Origin of the sequence: Streptomyces sp. NPDC052496 (assembly GCF_040679095.1) — a bacterium.
In the GTDB taxonomy this organism is placed as follows: domain Bacteria; phylum Actinomycetota; class Actinomycetes; order Streptomycetales; family Streptomycetaceae; genus Streptomyces.
Genome location: NZ_JBFAUH010000013.1, coordinates 130,106 through 147,718, shown reverse-complemented (window position 1 = coordinate 147,718; position 17,613 = coordinate 130,106). Strand labels below are relative to the sequence as shown.

Here is a 17,613-nt window from a genome sequence, read left to right as displayed (position 1 = left end):
CACCTCCCTCCCCCCTTCCCTCCCCTCTCCTCCCTCACCGCACGAACCGGACCTCCGGGAAGCGGGCCGACGGCCCGTCCAGCAACCCGCTGTCCGCGTCCCGCCCGCGCAGCCACCGGTCGAAGAACGCCGTCACGTACGCCCGTTGCGCCGCCACCGCACGACCCGGCGCGACCGTACCCACCAACTTCTCGACGGCAGCCCGCGGCAACCCGCCCCCGCCCCCACCCTTCCGGGCGGCCAACTGCGGCACCAGCCACTGCGCATCCGTGAAGCTCGCATGCTCGGCACCGCTCAGGGTGAGATCCCGGTGCCACCCCGAACTGCGCTCCCACACCGCCTTCCAGGAGGCGACCGTGTGGTGATCGTCGCCCTCCTTGCCCATGAGGAGCAGCGGACGGTCGAGCCCGTCCGTGCCCACCGTGGACGGGTGGGCCGGGTCGTCGTCGCGCTGCGTGTAACCCATCACGCCGTCCAGGTTCGCCGCGGCCTTGACCCGGCAGTCGTCGTGCATGGTCTGTGCCGCCGTGAACCCGCCGCCCGACTGCCCGAACATCCCGACCGCCCGCAGATCCAGCGTCCCTCTCAGCACCCGCGGCAGCGCCACTGACCGTCCCAGCTCGTCCAGCACGAACCGGGCATCGCCCACCCGCACCGCCGTGAGCTTCTTCAGCAGCGCGGTGAGCCGCTCGGGCCGCCCCTGCACCTTCCCGACCTCCTCCCGCATCCGGCTGTACGCCACCCGCCCGCCCGGGAACTGCACGCCCGGCGCCTCGTACGTGTGATCGATGCCGACGACCGCGTACCCCCGTGACGCCAGCTCGTCACAGAGCGTGCTGCCGAGCGAGCGCGGGTCCGCCGCACCGGGCGAGTAGAGCACCACCGGGAAGCCCCGCCCGCCGTGCCGCGCGACCGGCGCGTCCAGGTGTGCGTGCGTACGGGTGGCACCCCAGTCGGCCGTCCCCTTCGGAATGACCGCCGAAAAATTGCTCCAGGCCTCGAAGGCCGCCGCCTCCCCGGGCAGCATCTGCGGCGCACGCGGACGCCCGCCCACCGCCCGGGCCGGGTAGCGAACACTCACCATCAGCTCCCGCCGCGCCCGGTCCGCCACCCAGGGATCACGACGCCCGCCGTCCACCAGGTGGAGGGACACGATCCCCACCCCGTAAGGACCGGTCGGCGCAGGCAACGCCATACGAACCGGCACCGCCCCCCGAACACCCCCGGCCCTCGTCACACCCTCGTGCCCGGCCCTCGGCACACCCTCATGCCCGGTACCCGCCCTGCCCTCGCGTCCGCCGCTCCCCTCACCCGCCGGCGTCGCGAGAGCCAGGGCCGACACGACCCCCAGCCCCGCCCTCACACAAGCTCGCCGCGTGTACGTCATGACCATCCCGCCCTTCCCCACTCGGCCCCACGACTCGCAGCCGTCCGTGCCCCTTCCCCCTCCCGCCCCCCTCGAAGCGGGCCGCGGCGATCCCATGACCGAATGTGGATTACGCTCAAAGACATGGCCGACGCACCGTACAAGCTGATCCTCCTTCGCCACGGCGAGAGCGAGTGGAACGCGAAGAACCTGTTCACCGGCTGGGTGGACGTCAACCTGAACGAGAAGGGCGAGAAGGAGGCGGTCCGCGGCGGTGAGCTGCTCAAGGACGCCGGCCTGCTCCCCGACGTCGTGCACACCTCCGTCCAGAAGCGCGCCATCCGCACCGCGCAGCTGGCCCTGGAGGCCGCCGACCGCCACTGGATCCCGGTCCACCGCAGCTGGCGCCTGAACGAGCGCCACTACGGCGCGCTCCAGGGCAAGGACAAGGCGCAGACCCTGGCCGAGTTCGGCGAGGAGCAGTTCATGCTCTGGCGCCGCTCGTACGACACCCCGCCGCCCGCCCTCGCGGACGACGCGGAGTTCTCCCAGATCGACGACCCGCGCTACGCGGTCATCCCCAGCGAGCTGCGCCCGCGCACCGAGTGCCTCAAGGACGTCGTCGTCCGCATGCTGCCGTACTGGTACGACAGCATCGTCCCGGACCTGGCCACCGGCCGCACCGTCCTGGTCGCCGCCCACGGCAACTCGCTCCGCGCCCTGGTCAAGCACCTCGACGGCATCTCCGACGCCGACATCGCCGGCCTGAACATCCCCACCGGCATCCCCCTCTCCTACGAACTCGACGCCGACTTCCACCCGGCGAACCCGGGCGGCACCTACCTCGACCCGGAAGCCGCCAAGGCCGCCATCGAGGCCGTCAAGAACCAGGGCAAGAAGAAGTAATCTCCCGGCCCGGGGCTACTGCTCCCGGGTCCGCTGCTTCCGGGTTTCTTGCCTTCAAGCCCCCTGCCTGCGGGTTCTTCGCCGGTGGGGGGCTTGTTGCTGGCGGCCCTGGGGGCTGGAAGTTGCGGTTGGGCTGTTTGTCTCGTCGTGTGGCTCGGAGGGGCGGCCGTTCCGTGCCGTTGCCCCAGGCCGCTACGGGACGCAGGTCAGGGCCCCGCCCGGTGGGATGCCGGGCGGAACCCTGTGTGTCGCGCCCGTGAGCCGAGCGGCCGCCGGAACGTTTGGTCGCGGGCGCTGTCGGTGGGGCGGTGGTGGCTGGGGTCAGCCGCAGTCGCCGCCGCACTGGCAGGGGCCGCCGGACTGGCAGCCGCAGGAGCAGCCGGAGCCGCAGCTGCAGTTGCTCAGCTGGGGGCCGGGGGTGGTCGAACGCGTCATGATCTGCCTCCTTGGGAAGAGGGGCATCGAATGTCGTCCGCTCTCCATTGGAGGCCCGCCCGCCGAGGCGCATCAACGGCGCGTGGTGGCACGGCGCGCCGCCGTGCGGCTCCTGGCCGGGGCGTGCGTGCCGTGCCGTGCGCGGCCGGGTGCTGCTACGCGCCCTCCACCGGGGCCGGCGGGGCGATCTCGTCCGCGTGCTCGCCGGTGACCAGATAGACGACGCGCTTGGCGACCGACACCGCGTGGTCGGCGAACCGCTCGTAGTAGCGGCCCAGCAGCGTCACGTCCACGGCCGTCTCGATGCCGTGCTTCCAGCGGTCGTCCATCAGGTGCTGGAAGAGGGTGCGGTGGAGCAGGTCCATCGCGTCGTCGTCCTGCTCCAGCTGGAGCGCGAGGTCGACGTCCTTGGTGATGATCACTTCGGCGGCCTTGGCCATCAGACGCTGCGCGAGCTGGCCCATCTCCAGAATCGTCGCGTGCAGATCCCGCGGCACGGCCGTGTCCGGGAAACGCAGCCGGGCGAGCTTGGCCACGTGCTGGGCCAGGTCGCCGGAGCGTTCCAGGTCGGCGCTCATGCGCAGGGAGGTGACGACGATCCGCAGGTCGGTGGCGACCGGCTGCTGGCGGGCGAGGAGGGCTATCGCGCGCGCTTCCAGGTCCCGCTGGAGATCATCGACTTTCTCGTCGGCGGCGATGACGGCCTCGGCCAGCTTCAGGTCCGCGTCGAGTATCGCCGTGGTGGCGCGCCCGATCGCGGAGCCGACGAGCCTGGCCATCTCGACGAGGCTCTCGCCGATCGAGTCCAGCTCCTCGTGGTACGCGTCCCGCATCAGTGACCTTCTCTCGGTTCGGGTGGTGGCGTGTCGCTCGGGGTGGTGAAGTGCCATTCGGCTTGACGGAGTGGGGGCCGGAACCCCCACGCTCCCACGTTCCGGCCGGAACGCGACCGGTTCTGACCTCCGGAATGAACCGGTGCCGACACCAAGGTGAACTCTGGGCGACGTATGTTCGATCAGGCCCTCGAACGGCTGGGGAACTGTCACAGGCGACGCATAACCTGGAGTCATGAACGTGGATGCGGCCGTCGCCGCAGTGGCAGCGATCGCCGGACTGTGCACCGGCGTCTTCGCCATGCTGGCGTTCCGCTGGAGCGAGCGGGATCAGGCCAAGCCCACGCGTACGTCCCTGCACACCGACGCCGTCCTGCCACCCGGCGTGGACACGGTCCTGTCGGTGCTGCGCTCCTCGGCCGTCGTCCTGGACGAGGCCGACGCCGTGGTCAAGGCCAGCTCGGCGGCGTACGCCCTCGGGCTCGTACGAGGCGGGAAGCTGGCCGTCGAGCCGATGCTCCAGATGGCCCGCGACACCCGCCGCGACGGCGAGATACGCCAGGTCGAGCTGGACCTGCCGCGCAGGGGTACGGGCCGGGGCGGCGACGCGCTGGCGGTCTCGGCGCGGGTCGCGCCCCTCGGCTCGCGGCTGGTCCTGCTGCTGGTCGAGGACCTGACCGAGGCCCGGCGCATAGAAGCGGTACGGCGCGACTTCGTCGCCAACGTCAGCCATGAGCTCAAGACCCCGGTCGGCGCCCTGTCCCTGCTGTCCGAGGCCGTCATGGACGCCAGCGACGACCCCGAGGCCGTCGAGCGCTTCGCGGGCCGGATGCAGAACGAGGCCACCCGCCTGACCAACCTCGTCCAGGAACTGATCGACCTCTCCCGGGTGCAGAACGACGACCCGCTGGAGGACGCCGAGCCGGTCCGGGTGGACGAACTGGTCGCGGAGGCGATCGACCGCTGCCGCCAGCAGGCCGGCACGAAGCAGATCACCATGGCCGCCGCCGGCACCGCCGACCTGCACGTCTGGGGCAACCGCGGCCAGCTCGCCGCCGCCCTCGGCAACCTCGTCGAGAACGCCGTCAACTACTCACCGGCCCGTACCCGGGTCGGTATCGCGGGCCGCCGTGTCCAGGCACACGGCGGCGACTTGATCGAGATCGCGGTGACCGACCAGGGCATCGGGATATCGGAGAAGGACCGGGACCGCGTCTTCGAGCGGTTCTACCGCGTCGACCCGGCGCGCTCGCGCGCCACCGGCGGGACCGGCCTCGGCCTCGCCATCGTCAAGCACGTGGCCGCCTCGCACGGCGGGGAGGTCACGGTCTGGAGCGCTGAGGGACAGGGCTCCACCTTCACCCTGCGTCTCCCGGAGGCCGGGGCCGTGCGCGACCGCGCGCGGGCCGCCTCCGACCCGTCGGCGGAGGGCCTCGACGAAGAGGACCGCCCGTACGAGACCTTCAACGATCCGCTCCCTGCTCACCCTGCCCCGGAGGTCCTTCCGTGACCCGAGTGCTCGTCGTCGAGGACGAGGAATCGTTCAGTGACGCTCTGTCGTACATGCTCCGCAAGGAGGGCTTCGAGGTCGCGGTCGCGGCCACCGGCCCCGACGGCCTGGACGAGTTCGAGCGCAACGGCGCCGACCTGGTCCTGCTGGACCTGATGCTGCCGGGCCTGCCCGGCACCGAGGTCTGCCGTCAGCTGCGCGGCCGCTCCAACGTCCCGGTCATCATGGTGACCGCCAAGGACAGCGAGATCGACAAGGTGGTCGGCCTGGAGATAGGAGCCGATGACTACGTCACCAAGCCCTTCTCCTCCCGCGAGCTGGTCGCCCGGATCCGCGCGGTGCTGCGCCGCCGTGGGGAGCCCGAGGAGGTCACGCCGCAGGCCCTGGAGGCCGGGCCGGTCCGGATGGACGTGGACCGGCACGTGGTCACGGTCTCCGGCGGCAAGGTCGACCTGCCGCTGAAGGAGTTCGACCTCCTGGAAATGCTGCTGCGCAACGCGGGCCGGGTGCTGACCCGTATGCAGCTGATCGACCGCGTCTGGGGCGCCGATTACGTGGGGGACACCAAGACGCTGGACGTCCACGTGAAGCGCCTGCGCGCCAAGATCGAACCGGACCCGGGCGCGCCGCGGTACCTGGTCACGGTGCGGGGGCTGGGGTACAAGTTCGAGCCGTAGGCCGTAGGCGTTGGCCATTGGTCGTTGGTTGTTGGCCGTTGGACATAGGCGGTAGCCGCGTGTACGCGAGCGCCGTGCGGCCGGGTCACTCCGGTCCGCACGGCGCTCGTGGTGGTACTGCGATGGCGCATGGCGCTGTACTTCGGTGATGCTGTTACGGCGACGGTGCCATGCCGTACGGCGACGGTGGCGCTGTACGGCGTCGGGTGCCATGCCGTGCGGCGATGGTGATCCCGTACGCCGATGGTGAGCCCGTACGCCGATGGTGATCCCGTACGGGAACGATGTCCTCGTACGGTGACGGCACCCCGCGTACGGTGACGGCACCCCGCACAGCACCCAGCACCCGCCGCACAGCCCCCCCGCGCGGCAGACGGCGCCGCACGTCGTACGTGCCGCGCCGTGCCGCTACCGGCTCAGCGGCCGGCTTCGGGGGACTGCGACATGCCGTTGTTCGGCGAGGCGCTGCCACCGGCGTCGGCGCCGGCCGTGCCGCTCGGCGTGGCCGACGCCGACGGGCTGCCGGACGGCGAGGCGGGGCTGCCGGACGGGCGGGGCGAGCCGGACGGCTTCGGCACCTCGTCCGGGCCGAAGTCCTTGAAGTAGCTCTTGGCCGGGACGACGAACGCGCGCAGGGTGACCTTCCCGGCGGCGCTGAAGTCGAAGGTCACGGACTGCGCGTCGCCGTTCTTCACGGACTCGCGGCCGCTGGCCAGTACGGCGGAGGCGTTGTCCTTGCCGCCGATCACGATCGAGCCGCCGGCCGGGACCACGATCGCCCCGGTGCCCTTGGCGGGCGCCAGCTTCGCTTCCTTGTTCGTACCGTTGACCTTGATGGACTCCAGCGTCTGGTCCTTGCTGCCGTTGTTGAACACGGTCGCGGTCACCACGGCCGGGCCCTCGGCGTCCGGTTCGGGCTGGGTGACGACGGAAGCGTTCTGGATCTTGAGGTCGCCGACGCTGGTCGCGGCGTTGTCCGGCTTGACCTGAAGCGTCTGGGCGTCGTTCCCGGCTCCGCACGCGGAGAGCGTGGCGATCGAGAGCGTGAGAACGGTGGCGGCGAGGACGCCGCGTCGAAGGCTGCGGCTCACGGCGGCGGCATCTCCTTGGACGAACTACGGCGGCCGAACTTCGAGCCCGGTCGCGGATGGGCGGCTGGGCGGCCGAGCGCGGTCGCCGTACCGGCATCCGCGTAAAGCCGCCCTAAGGGTGTGTCAGCGCCGCTAGGTTACCGAGCCGCCCCCGGGCCGCCGCACCCGACCCGCCCCCAGGACGATCACACCCTCCTCACATCCTGGTCGGGCCCGCCCTGACGCGCCACGCCCGCCCACCGCGGTACGGCTGATTGCCGCACACTGTCAGCCCTCCTGGCCCCGTCCTGCCATCACGCCCTGCCGACCCCACCCTGCCGACCAGGCCCTGCCGGTCCTACCGGGGCTTTCCGCGCCTGCTCAACGGAAGTATCGCGAGGGAGGGCGTCGGAGATCGCCGGGGATCGCCGGAGGTCGCTGGGGATCGCCGGAGGCCGCCGGGGACCGCCGGAGATCGCGGGAGATCACGATCGGGTCTAGGGAGAAACCCGAATATCCGGCAAGCGGCTGTTCGGGTGATGTCCGGTCGGTTTCCCCCGAGGTAACCGGGCGGGTTTCCTCTGAGGTAAATCGGGATTCGCAGGGAATGCGCCGGCTTCCCGGAATTGATCACCTGTGGCGGCCGGCGCGCGGTGCCCGTCGGGTGTTCGCGAGGTGATCACCTGGTGATCAATTCGCGAAACGGTGGACACCTGCTCTCCAGAACCGAACGGAGTAGCGGAACTGCGACATCCAGATTCCGGCAAAACGGGACGTACGGGCGTCGCTCCGGGTGCTTCGGGGCGTGTGACGTACGTGTTTCAGGCTGCGTGCGAAGCGGCTCCGACCTGCGAATTCCTGCATGCGGAGGGCTGCCGAAGCACGTTCCGGCCGCTGTTGTCAAGCCCCGAGATATGCCCTGACCTGCGAAAACGCCATTCAGAACGGCCCGTTCCCGTGTTAGCATGGATAGCCACGGAAGGGGTACCTGTCACATGACGTTCAAGGTTGGCGACACCGTGGTCTATCCCCATCACGGGGCCGCGCTGATCGAGGCCATCGAAACTCGCCAGATCAAAGGCGTGGACAAGACCTACTTGGTGCTGAAGGTCGCCCAGGGCGACTTGACTGTTCGTGTGCCAGCGGACAATGCGGAGTTCGTCGGCGTACGCGATGTGGTCGGCCAGGACGGGCTGGACCGGGTCTTCGAGGTGCTGCGCGCACCATATGCCGAAGAGCCGACGAACTGGTCCCGTCGTTACAAGGCAAATCTGGAGAAGCTCGCCTCGGGTGACGTGATCAAGGTCGCCGAGGTCGTGCGTGACCTGTGGCGCCGGGAGCGGGAGCGCGGTCTTTCCGCCGGTGAGAAGCGCATGCTCGCCAAGGCCCGGCAGATCCTCGTGAGCGAACTCGCCCTCGCGGAGAACACCAACGAGGACAAGGCCGAGGCTCTGCTCGACGAGGTCCTCGCGTCCTGACGACGTACGAATGCCGCGGCGCCCGAGTGGCGGCCGACTCCGGCCAGGAGCGGTCAGTTGCCGGGCGCTGCGGCATATCTGCGGCATCTCCGCACCGGCCGACGGCGGGCACGCCCGCCACGGCGTTCCGCACCCGTGCGGACGTCCGTACGAGAGCATCCGCAGCATCCGTATGGACGTCGGACGTCGGACGTACGCGGCACACCGGACGTATTCGGGACGTCAGGTGCGCTCGGCACACCGGACGTACTTGGGACGTCAGGTGTACTCGGGACACCGGACGCGCTCGTACGCGCTACCCGGTGCTCGCAGTACGGCGAGCACGGCGAGTACGGCGGGTGCCGTGGAGTACGTACGGCGTCCGGACTCACGGAAGCGGAAGCTCACGTGCGGCGGAAGCCGTGCACCACTGCACAAACTTGTGATCGTTCCCCGTGGTGACCGCCCCCGTGCTCGTCCCCGACAAGATCCGCCGTCGCGCCCGCTTATGGCGTGCCGGGCTCGGGCAGCTGTCCCGACCGGCGTCACGGAAGGGTCCGGATCGGGGCGTCGCGCCCGGCACACTGCGGCCATACCCATGTCGGCTCAGGAAACAAACCTGTCTGCGCTAATTCCGGGGTCTCCCCGGGCTTCGGAGCAACCGATGTCAGACGTATCCCCAGATTCCGCCAACCTCGCTGCCACCCCCTCCGGCACGCCCCGGCTCCGCACCGCGGCCGTCATCCCGGCCGCCGGACGCGGCGTACGGCTCGGGCCGGGCGCCCCCAAGGCGCTCCGCGCGCTGGGCGGCACACCCATGCTCGTCCACGCCGTACGCGCGATGGCCGCCTCCCGCGCCGTCTCCGTCGTCGTGGTCGTCGCCCCGCCGGACGGTGCCACCGAGGTCCGCAACCTGCTGGACCAGTACCCGCTGCCCGAACGCACCGACCTGCTCGTCGTCCCCGGCGGCGAGACCCGCCAGGAGTCCGTCCGGCGCGGCCTGGAGGCGTTGCCCGAGGCCATCGACGTGGTGCTGGTGCACGACGCCGCCCGGCCGCTGGTCCCCGCCGACACGGTGGACTCGGTGATCGCCGCGGTACGGGACGGCGCCCCGGCCGTGGTGCCGGCGCTGCCGCTCGCGGACACCGTCAAGCAGGTCGAACCGCGTACCGGCGAGCAGGCCGGCGAGCCGGAGCCCGTGGTGGGCACACCGGAGCGCGCCCGGCTGCGCGCCGTGCAGACCCCGCAAGGCTTCGACCGGGCGACCCTGGTCAAGGCCCACGAGACCGTCGCCCTCCAGGGGGACGGCGCGACCGACGACGCGGGGATGGTCGAGCAGCTCGGCGCGCCTGTCGTGGTCGTGCCCGGGCATGAAGAGGCGTTCAAAGTGACCCGGCCCCTGGACCTGGTCCTCGCCGAAGCCGTACTCGCCCGTAGGAGGGCCACCGATGGGTATGTATGAACCGCAACTGCAGATGATGCCCCTGGTGGGCATCGGCACCGACGTGCACGCCTTCGAGAAGGGCCGTGAACTGTGGGTGGCCGGTCTGCTCTGGGACGACGCGGAGAGCGACGGGTACGGCCTCGCCGGGCACAGCGACGGTGACGTCGCCGCGCACGCGGCCTGCGACGCGCTCTTCTCGGCCGCCGGCGTCGGCGACCTCGGCGCCCACTTCGGCACGAGCCGCCCGGAGTACTCCGGCGCGTCCGGCGTGACGCTGCTGTCCGAGGCCGCCCGCATCGTACGGGCCGAGGGCTTCGTGGTCGGCAACATCGCGGTGCAGGTCATCGGCGTACGCCCGAAGATCGGCAAGCGGCGCGCCGAGGCCCAGAAGGTCCTGTCGGAGGCGGCCGGCGGCCCGGTCTCGGTGTCCGGCACGACCTCGGACGGCCTGGGCCTGACGGGCCGCGCGGAAGGGCTGGCGGCGGTGGCCACGGCGTTGGTGCTGCCTGCTCGGTAGAGGCGGGTTGCTCAGTAGAGGTGGGCTGCTCGGTGGAGACGGGCTGCTCGGAGAGGCGGGCTGCGGGGCAGCGGCCGGCGCGCGGGCGGTGCGAGGTGTCGGTGTGAGGTGTCGGTGCGAGGCGCGGCGGGGAGCTGCGACGGCGTCTTCGCCGGGAACTCTGGCGGGAACCGTGACGGGAACCGTGGCGGGAACTCCCTGATGTGGACGGGAGTTCCGTCGCGGTGCCCGCGTACGGCGCAGCCGCTCGCGGCGAAATGTCACGCTTCTGTGTCCGTGGCCCCGGCGGTCGCGGGGCACTGTCCGGTTCGGACTACCCTTGACGCGTGACTATTCGGCTGTACGACACCAGCGCCCGGCAGACTCGCGATTTCACCCCGCTCACGCCGGGCTGTGTCTCGATCTACCTGTGCGGCGCGACCGTACAGGCCGCTCCGCACATCGGGCACATCCGGTCGGGTCTGAACTTCGACATCATGCGCCGCTGGTTCCTGCACCGCGGCTACGACGTGACGTTCGTCCGCAACGTGACGGACATCGACGACAAGATCATCAAGAAGGCCGCCGAACAGGGCCGCCCGTGGTGGTCCATCGGCTACGAGAACGAGGTCGCCTTCAACACGGCCTACGACACGCTCGGCTGCCTGCGCCCCACCTACGAGCCGCGCGCCACCGGCCACGTCCCCGAGATGATCGAGATGATGCGGGGCCTGATCGACCGCGGCCACGCCTACGCCGCGGACGGCAACGTCTACTTCGACGTGCGCTCCTTCCCGGGCTACCTGGAACTGTCCAACCAGGAGCTGGACAACCTCCTCCAGCCCTCCGGAGAGGGCGAGACCGGCAAGCGCGACCCGCGCGACTTCGCCATGTGGAAGGCGGCGAAGCCGGGCGAGCCGAGCTGGGAGACCCCGTGGGGCCGCGGCCGTCCCGGCTGGCACCTGGAGTGCTCGGCGATGGCGCACAAGTACCTGGGCGCCGCCTTTGACATCCACGGCGGCGGCGTCGACCTGGTCTTCCCGCACCACGACAACGAGATCGCGCAGGCCAAGGCGTACGGCGACGACTTCGCCGCCTACTGGTGCCACAACGCGTGGGTCACGATGAGCGGCGAGAAGATGTCCAAGTCGCTGGGCAACTCGGTGCTGGTCTCGGAGATGGTCAAGCGCTGGCGCCCGATCGTGCTGCGCTACTACCTGGGCACCCCGCACTACCGCTCGATGATCGAGTACAGCGAGGAAGCGCTGCGCGAGGCCGAGTCCGCGTTCGCGCGGATCGAGGGCTTCGTCCAGCGGGTGGTGGAGAAGGCCGGTCCGGTCGAGCCCGCCGCCGAGGTCCCGCCGGCCTTCGCCGAGGCGATGGACGACGACCTCGGCGTACCGCAGGCGCTGGCCGTCGTGCACACCACCGTCCGCCAGGGGAACTCCGCGCTGACGGCCGACGACAAGGAATCGGCCGTCGCCCGTCTGGCCGAGGTCCGCGCCATGCTGGGCGTCCTCGGCCTGGACCCGCTGGACGAGCAGTGGTCGGGCGGTGGCGCGGACCGCGGCGAGGACCTGCACGGAGTCGTCGACTCGCTGGTCCGGCTGGTCCTGGAACAGCGCCAGGCGGCCCGCACCCGTAAGGACTACGCGACCGCCGACGCCATCCGCGACCAGCTCCAGCAGTCCGGACTGGCCATCGAGGACACTCCTTCGGGTCCGCGGTGGTCGTTGTCCTGAGGTGAACTTGGGGGCCTGGGGCTTGGGGCCTGGGACCTGGCGGTGACCTTGAGGGCCTCGGGGGCCCCAGGGGCCTCGGGTGGCCTTCGGCCGGGGCCCATGCCTGGTGATCCCCGTGCGGCCGGATGCTCGTACCGGCCGACCGAGGCCGACCGGCCGACCGAGGGGCCGACCGGCCGACCGACGGGCCGGCCGGACGCCCGTACCGACCGAGCCCGTCCCGAGACGGGCCGGTCAGCCGCCCCCGCGGGCGTCGGCGAACCACACCGGAGGGTGCCGGTTGGCCGTACCGGCCGCCTCCGGGCGACACTTCTTGCAGACACACATCAGACAGACATCCGTACGTACGTATCCACTCCACGTCGCGAGACGTCGAGAGCAGTGAAGAGACAGGTGACCCATGGCCGGCAACAGCCAGCGCAGGAACCGCCGCACGTCCAACAAGAAGGGTATGCAGGTCGGCAGCGGTGGCCAGCGGCGCCGGGGCCTGGAAGGCAAGGGCCCGACCCCGCCCGCGTCCGCGCGCAAGGGGCATGTGAAGAACCGCCTCGCCAACGCCAAGGCCAAGCAGGCGGCCAACCGGCGCCCGGCCCCGCGGCGCGGTGGCGCCAAGGGCACCTCGGAGCTGGTCGTCGGCCGTAACCCGGTCTTCGAGGCGCTGCGCGACGGGGTGCCCGCGACGACGCTGTACGTGCAGCAGTTCATCGAGAACGACGAGCGGGTGCGCGAGGCGCTGCAGCTCGCCGCCGACCGCGGCAACATCAACCTGATGGAAGCGCCGCGCCCCGAGCTCGACCGCATGACCAACGGACTCAACCACCAGGGCCTGGTGCTCCAGGTGCCGCCGTACGAGTACGCGCACCCGGAGGACCTGGCGGCCGCCGCCTTCGACGACGGCGAGGACCCGCTGATCGTCGCGCTCGACGGCGTCACCGACCCGCGCAACCTCGGCGCCGTGGTGCGCTCCGTCGCCGCGTTCGGCGGGCACGGCGTGGTCGTGCCGGAGCGGCGCGCCGCCGGCATGACGGCCGGCGCGTGGAAGACCTCGGCCGGCACGGCGGCCCGTACGCCGGTCGCGCGCGCCACGAACCTGACGCGCGCCCTGGAGGGCTACCAGAAGGCGGGCATGACCGTCGTGGGCCTGGCGGCGGACGGTGAGATGGAGCTCCAGGACCTGGAGGTGCTGGACGGCCCGGTCGTCATCGTCGTCGGCAGCGAGGGCAAGGGCCTGTCGCGGCTGGTCGGCGAGACCTGCGACGTACGCGTACGCATCCCGATGCCCGGCGGCGCGGAGTCGCTGAACGCGGGTGTCGCGGCGGGCGTGGTGCTGTGGGAGGCGGCCCGGCGGCGCGGGTGAGTGTGTGCCCGTGCCGGTGGGTTGCGGGGGTGCGGGGGTGCGGGGAAGTGCGTGCCCGTGCCGACGGACCGCGGGGGTGCGGGTGAGCGTGTCCGTGCCGATCGACCGCGGCGGCGCGGGTGAGTGCGTGCCCGTGCCGGTGGGGCGCGGGGGTGCGGGCGAGCGTGTCCGTGCCGATCGACCGCGGCGGCGCGGGTGAGTGCGTGCCCGTGCCGGTGGGGCGCGGGGGTGCGGGTGAGCGTGTCCGTGCCGATCGACCGCGGGGGCGCGGGTGAGTGCGTGCCCGTGTCGACGGATCGTGGCCGCGCCGGTAAGTGCGTGCCCGTGCCGACGGACCGGGGGTGCGGGGAAGTGCGTGCCCGTGTCGACGGACCGCGGCGGCGCCGGTGAGCGCGTGCCCCTGTGTCGACGGACCGAGAGGCGGGCGCTCAGGCGACGCGGACGGAACGGCAGGGTGGTGAGGGCGCGCGGACGGGAGCTCCGGGCCGCGCGTGCTCCGTACCCGAGCGCTTCACCCCTCCCAGCCCCGCCTCGCACAAACATGCGAACAGTCATCCGGAAGACTGTTCGGCGGCCCGCGTGAGCGCCGTGCCGCCGGTGCGCCGGGGCGGCCTCGCGGAGGTCACCCGTGGCACCGGCGGTGATCCCGCGTTCCCTTGACGGGTCTCGGACAGTTCGGGGCGGTCAAGGCAGTGTCTTAAACGCGGGTCACTCGGTTAGATGAGCGTGGACACCAGAACACCCCGCACGCCTACGGGGGGACGCTCGCCGGGCTTCGATGACGAGCCGGTGCTGAGCTCGGTCAAGGTGCCGTGCGATCCCGCGCAGGTCATTGTCAATCACGCCAGCTTCCGCGTGCAGCTCGCCGCGCCCGCCGCGAGCGGCGGTGCCATGGCCGACACCGCGCGCATCCCCGTGGTCCGGGAGCCGGCGGGCGGCAGACGCCGCGCACCCGTGGTGTGGAGCGGCCGCACCGAACCGGGCGGCACCACCGCCGCCACCAGTCAACTTCTCCATGCCGTACGGAAGTCGGGCCGTACCACGGTCACCGCCGAGCGCAGCGACGACGCCGGCACCACGACCCAGGTCCTGCCCCGGGTCCGGCTCGACGAGGAGCAGCCCGGCACGGGCAGCGGTCCCGGCGGCCCGGCCTCGACCGTGGTCGGCCAGCGCGGCCCCGTGGACGCGGACACCACCCTGCTCAAGGGCGTGCGGCCGACCACCGGCGCCTACGACCACTACGAGGTCGAGCCGCCGTACCCGGACGAGGATGCGGCGGCGTACGAGCGGTACGGCGACGAGCAGGACGGCGACGGGCTCAAGCGGCGCGGCGGCGACACGATCCGGCACGCGTACTACCCCGGCCGCCGGATGAACCTCGGTGTCGTACTGCTGCCGCTGCGCGTCTTCCTCGGCTTCATCAGCGTGTACGCGGGCATGGGCAAGCTCTGCGACCCCGTCTACTTCGACGGCGGCGAACGCGGCTCGATGGTCAAATGGCTCCAGTCGCTGCACCCTTGGTCGCTCGTCGCCCCACTGCGCGACTTCGCGCTCTCGCACCCCGTGGGAGCCGGCCTGACCGTGGCCTTCCTCCAGGTCGTGGTCGGCGTGCTGACCATGTGCGGACTGTGGCAGCGGGTCGCCGCCTCGTTCGGCGCGCTGCTCTCCATGGCCCTCCTGATGACGGTCAGCTGGCGCACCGTACCGGTCTACGACGCGCCCGACATCATCTACCTCGCCGCCTGGAGCCCGCTGATCATCGCGGGCGCACCCGTCTACTCGATGGACGCCCGGCTCGCCGGCGAGGCGTGGCGGCGGCTGGGCCCACGCGTCGAGCTGTGGGACCTGCGGCGCCGGGTGCTGCGCCGCGGCGCCGTCCTGACGGCCGTGGTCGCCGGGCTGACGCTGCTGGTCGGTTCGCTGCTGGGCGGCGCCGTACGGTCCGCCTCGGTGCCGTCCGTACCGGAGCCCGGCGAGCCTGCGACGAACAACCTCCCCGGCTCGCCGTTGCCGCAGCAGTCGCAGCCCGGCGGCCCGAAGGCGCAGCACGGCCCCGGGCGCACCGGCAAGTCGCCGAAGCACCCCGGCAAGCCGTCCGCGGGCGCCTCGCGCAAGGCCGGATCGCCGAAGTCGAAGTCCCCCTCGGCCTCCGCCCCCGGCACGGCACGGGCCACCGGCAGCGTGAGCGGCTCGGCACCGGACTCCGGCCGCTCCTCCAGCGGCGCACCGTCCGGCCGCACCACACCGACCCGGGCCCCGGCGACGACCCCCCAGGCCCCGTCCGTCGGCGGCACCGCCGGAGGCACCAACGGCGGCGCGAGCGAGAGCGGTTCGAGCAGCTCCAGCAGCGGCAGGGGGCGCGGGGGGACGCTGGGCGGGTTGCTGGGGTGAGGGGGCTCTGCGGAGGCCCTCAGGGGCCTTGCAGGGGTTCTACGGAGCCCTAGGGGCCGAGCCCCCCAGCCTCAGGCCTTACCTACCGGCAACAGTGAGCCTCCCCAGGCCTTACGGGCAACAGTGAGCCTGCCTGCGTCATACGGGCAACAGTGAGCCTGCCTAGGCCTTACGGGCAGAGCCCGACCGCCGCAACCAAACGGACCGCCCCCACAGCTTCGGACTTCGGCTGTGGGGGCGGTTCACTGCGCGGCTGGCACGGGTTACGGGTACGGGCCCAGGCTCCCCCCGACCCTCAGTCACCCGACTCCCTCCGGGCCCCCGCGCCGTGCGCCGCGCTCCTTACGCTGTTCGCGCTCTTCGCGCTGTCGCGCTGTTCGCACTCTTCGCGCTCAAGCGTCCCGCGCGCCGAGCTCCTTCGCGGCCTCCGTGAGGTCCTTGGCCGTATCGATGGCGCGCCAGTAAGCGCCGTTCGGCAGCGGGAAGCCGGCCAGTCGGCGTTCCCGGGCGAGGCGGGGGAACGTGGTGCGCTCATGGTCCCCGCGCGCGGGCAGCAGCCCAGTGAAGGCGGCGGAGAAGACGTACACACCGGCGTTGATCAGATAAGGGGAGGGCGGCGACTCGATGAAGTCGAGGACGTGGCCGAACTCGTCGGTCTCCACGGCGCCCCAGGGAATGCGCGGCCGGGCCAGCGCGAGCGTGGCGTCCGCGCCGCGCTCATGGTGGAAGTCCGCCATCTCGCGCAGCGAGAAGCGGGTCCAGATGTCGCCGTTGGTCGCGTACCAGGGCTCCTCGGGGCGGGGCAGCGAGGCGGCGGCGTACTTGAGACCGCCACCGCGACCGAGCGGCTCGGTCTCGACAACGGTCGTGACACTCAGGGGAAGTTGTGCCTGGGACAGCCAGTCCTGGAGCACCTCGGCGAGATGGCCGCAGGAGACGACCACGTCCGTGACGCCCTCGGCGGCCAGCCACGCGAGCTGGTGGCCGATGATCGGGGCCCCGGTGCCGGGGATCTCGACCATCGGCTTGGGACGGTCGTCGGTGTACGGGCGGAGTCGCGAACCCTGGCCTCCGGCCAGGACCACGGCCTGCGTGGGGTGCGGGTACGGGGCTGTCATGGTTCGCACCCTATGCGGTGCGAGCCGGGCTCACTGGACAGAGGCGACGCCGGTGGCGAACGACGTATCGCAGACGGGCCGGGACCAGGCCTGCGCACGGTGCGCGGCACCGCCGTACTTGGCGACCGCGGCACGGCCGAGGGCCCGCGCGATGGCCACGCAGTGCTTGGCCAGCGAGGGGCGCTTGGTGGTCGCCTCCTGGAGGTGGGTCAGCGCGACGCCGGGGTTCTTCTCCTGGAGTTCCACCAGGAGCCGGTCGCGGAGGATGTCCTGCGGCGCCCGGGAACGCGCCTTGGTGGAGGCGTTCTCGGAGGACGCGGTCAGCATTTGCGAGTCCGTCCCCGGCGAGGCCCACGGGACGCGGGTGACCGCGAGCGTCCCGGACAGGACGAGCACGACGGGAAGGACAAGGGCGAGGGTTCGGCCGATACGGCGGGCTGCGGAGTTCACGGGGCGATGGTAGCGAGTAGTGATGATTTGGCGACATTTAGTCACCGAATCGAGGGATCTTTTCGCTGAATGCGCGCACGCGATGTTGACGTACAGGCTCGAAATGACGGCTCTGCCGGGGTATTTGTCGACAAGGCGCGTACGGTGGCCGACGCCGACGCCGCTCTACGGACACGACCCGTACGCCTACGGACACGCGACCCGTGCACCTACGGACACGCGAGCCGTACGCCTATGGGTACGCGCACCCGTACCCATACACGAAGCGGCGGCGCCGTCCCCGAAGGACCGGCACCGCCGCGCCGTACATTCGATCACCGGATCGTCCAGCCACCCGGCTACCTGGCCGCCCAGCTACTTG

Annotated in this window: 14 protein-coding genes; 9 read left to right on the top strand and 5 right to left on the bottom strand. The window is 71.6% G+C overall.

The features are described from left to right. Nucleotides 1–34: 34 nt before the first annotated feature. Nucleotides 35–1,153 (bottom strand): hydrolase, encoded by a 1,119-nt coding sequence (locus tag AB0L45_RS18870; protein ID WP_365841194.1) that lies wholly within the window; start codon nt 1,151–1,153, stop codon nt 35–37. A 357-nt stretch (nt 1,154–1,510) separates the two neighbouring features. On the opposite strand from AB0L45_RS18870, the gene AB0L45_RS18865 reads away from it, so the two are divergent. Then, nucleotides 1,511–2,272, top strand: a complete 762-nt coding sequence (locus tag AB0L45_RS18865) for a phosphoglyceromutase (protein ID WP_365841192.1) — start codon at nt 1,511–1,513, stop codon at nt 2,270–2,272. A gap of 590 nt (nt 2,273–2,862) precedes the next feature. Here AB0L45_RS18865 and phoU read toward each other — a convergent pair. Continuing rightward, nucleotides 2,863–3,540: a phosphate signaling complex protein PhoU gene (gene phoU, locus AB0L45_RS18860; protein ID WP_361158845.1), complete on the bottom strand. Its 678-nt coding sequence runs from the start codon at nt 3,538–3,540 to the stop codon at nt 2,863–2,865. A gap of 235 nt (nt 3,541–3,775) precedes the next feature. On the opposite strand from phoU, the gene AB0L45_RS18855 reads away from it, so the two are divergent. After that, nucleotides 3,776–5,050, top strand: a complete 1,275-nt coding sequence (locus AB0L45_RS18855; protein WP_365841190.1) for an ATP-binding protein — start codon at nt 3,776–3,778, stop codon at nt 5,048–5,050. Next, complete coding sequence (locus AB0L45_RS18850) at nt 5,047–5,727, top strand: response regulator transcription factor (RefSeq protein ID WP_018540121.1); 681 nt, start codon at nt 5,047–5,049, stop codon at nt 5,725–5,727. The genes AB0L45_RS18855 and AB0L45_RS18850 overlap by 4 nt, the downstream gene beginning before the upstream one ends. Before the next feature lie 416 nt (nt 5,728–6,143). Here AB0L45_RS18850 and AB0L45_RS18845 read toward each other — a convergent pair whose 3' ends face one another. Continuing rightward, nucleotides 6,144–6,818: a DUF461 domain-containing protein gene (locus tag AB0L45_RS18845; RefSeq protein ID WP_365841188.1), complete on the bottom strand. Its 675-nt coding sequence runs from the start codon at nt 6,816–6,818 to the stop codon at nt 6,144–6,146. Nucleotides 6,819–7,792: 974 nt separating this feature from the next. On the opposite strand from AB0L45_RS18845, the gene AB0L45_RS18840 reads away from it, so the two are divergent. From AB0L45_RS18840 to AB0L45_RS18815, 6 genes are all read left to right on the top strand, one after another. Further along, entirely contained in the window at nt 7,793–8,275 is a 483-nt protein-coding gene (locus AB0L45_RS18840) for a CarD family transcriptional regulator (protein WP_003953493.1), read from the top strand. A 643-nt stretch (nt 8,276–8,918) separates the two neighbouring features. Further along, the gene (gene ispD / locus AB0L45_RS18835; RefSeq protein WP_365841186.1) at nt 8,919–9,716 is read left to right on the top strand and encodes a 2-C-methyl-D-erythritol 4-phosphate cytidylyltransferase; all 798 of its coding nucleotides are present in this window, start codon (nt 8,919–8,921) and stop codon (nt 9,714–9,716) included. After that, a complete protein-coding gene (gene ispF, locus AB0L45_RS18830; RefSeq protein WP_365841371.1) occupies nt 9,709–10,215 on the top strand; it encodes a 2-C-methyl-D-erythritol 2,4-cyclodiphosphate synthase in 507 nt (168 codons plus the stop codon). The genes ispD and ispF overlap by 8 nt, the downstream gene beginning before the upstream one ends. A gap of 326 nt (nt 10,216–10,541) precedes the next feature. Further along, entirely contained in the window at nt 10,542–11,936 is a 1,395-nt protein-coding gene (cysS, locus tag AB0L45_RS18825; protein ID WP_365841184.1) for a cysteine--tRNA ligase, read from the top strand. Between the two features lie 400 nt (nt 11,937–12,336). Continuing rightward, a complete protein-coding gene (gene rlmB / locus AB0L45_RS18820; RefSeq protein WP_365841182.1) occupies nt 12,337–13,293 on the top strand; it encodes a 23S rRNA (guanosine(2251)-2'-O)-methyltransferase RlmB in 957 nt (318 codons plus the stop codon). Nucleotides 13,294–14,013: 720 nt separating this feature from the next. Next, complete coding sequence (locus tag AB0L45_RS18815) at nt 14,014–15,684, top strand: DoxX family protein (protein ID WP_365841180.1); 1,671 nt, start codon at nt 14,014–14,016, stop codon at nt 15,682–15,684. Nucleotides 15,685–16,076: 392 nt separating this feature from the next. Here AB0L45_RS18815 and AB0L45_RS18810 read toward each other — a convergent pair whose 3' ends face one another. Both AB0L45_RS18810 and AB0L45_RS18805 read right to left on the bottom strand, forming a co-directional pair. Continuing rightward, on the bottom strand, nt 16,077–16,802 hold the full coding sequence (locus tag AB0L45_RS18810) for a nucleotidyltransferase family protein (protein WP_365841178.1): 726 nt from the start codon (nt 16,800–16,802) through the stop codon (nt 16,077–16,079). Between the two features lie 30 nt (nt 16,803–16,832). Then, complete coding sequence (locus tag AB0L45_RS18805; protein WP_365841176.1) at nt 16,833–17,252, bottom strand: hypothetical protein; 420 nt, start codon at nt 17,250–17,252, stop codon at nt 16,833–16,835. Nucleotides 17,253–17,613: the final 361 nt, after the last annotated feature.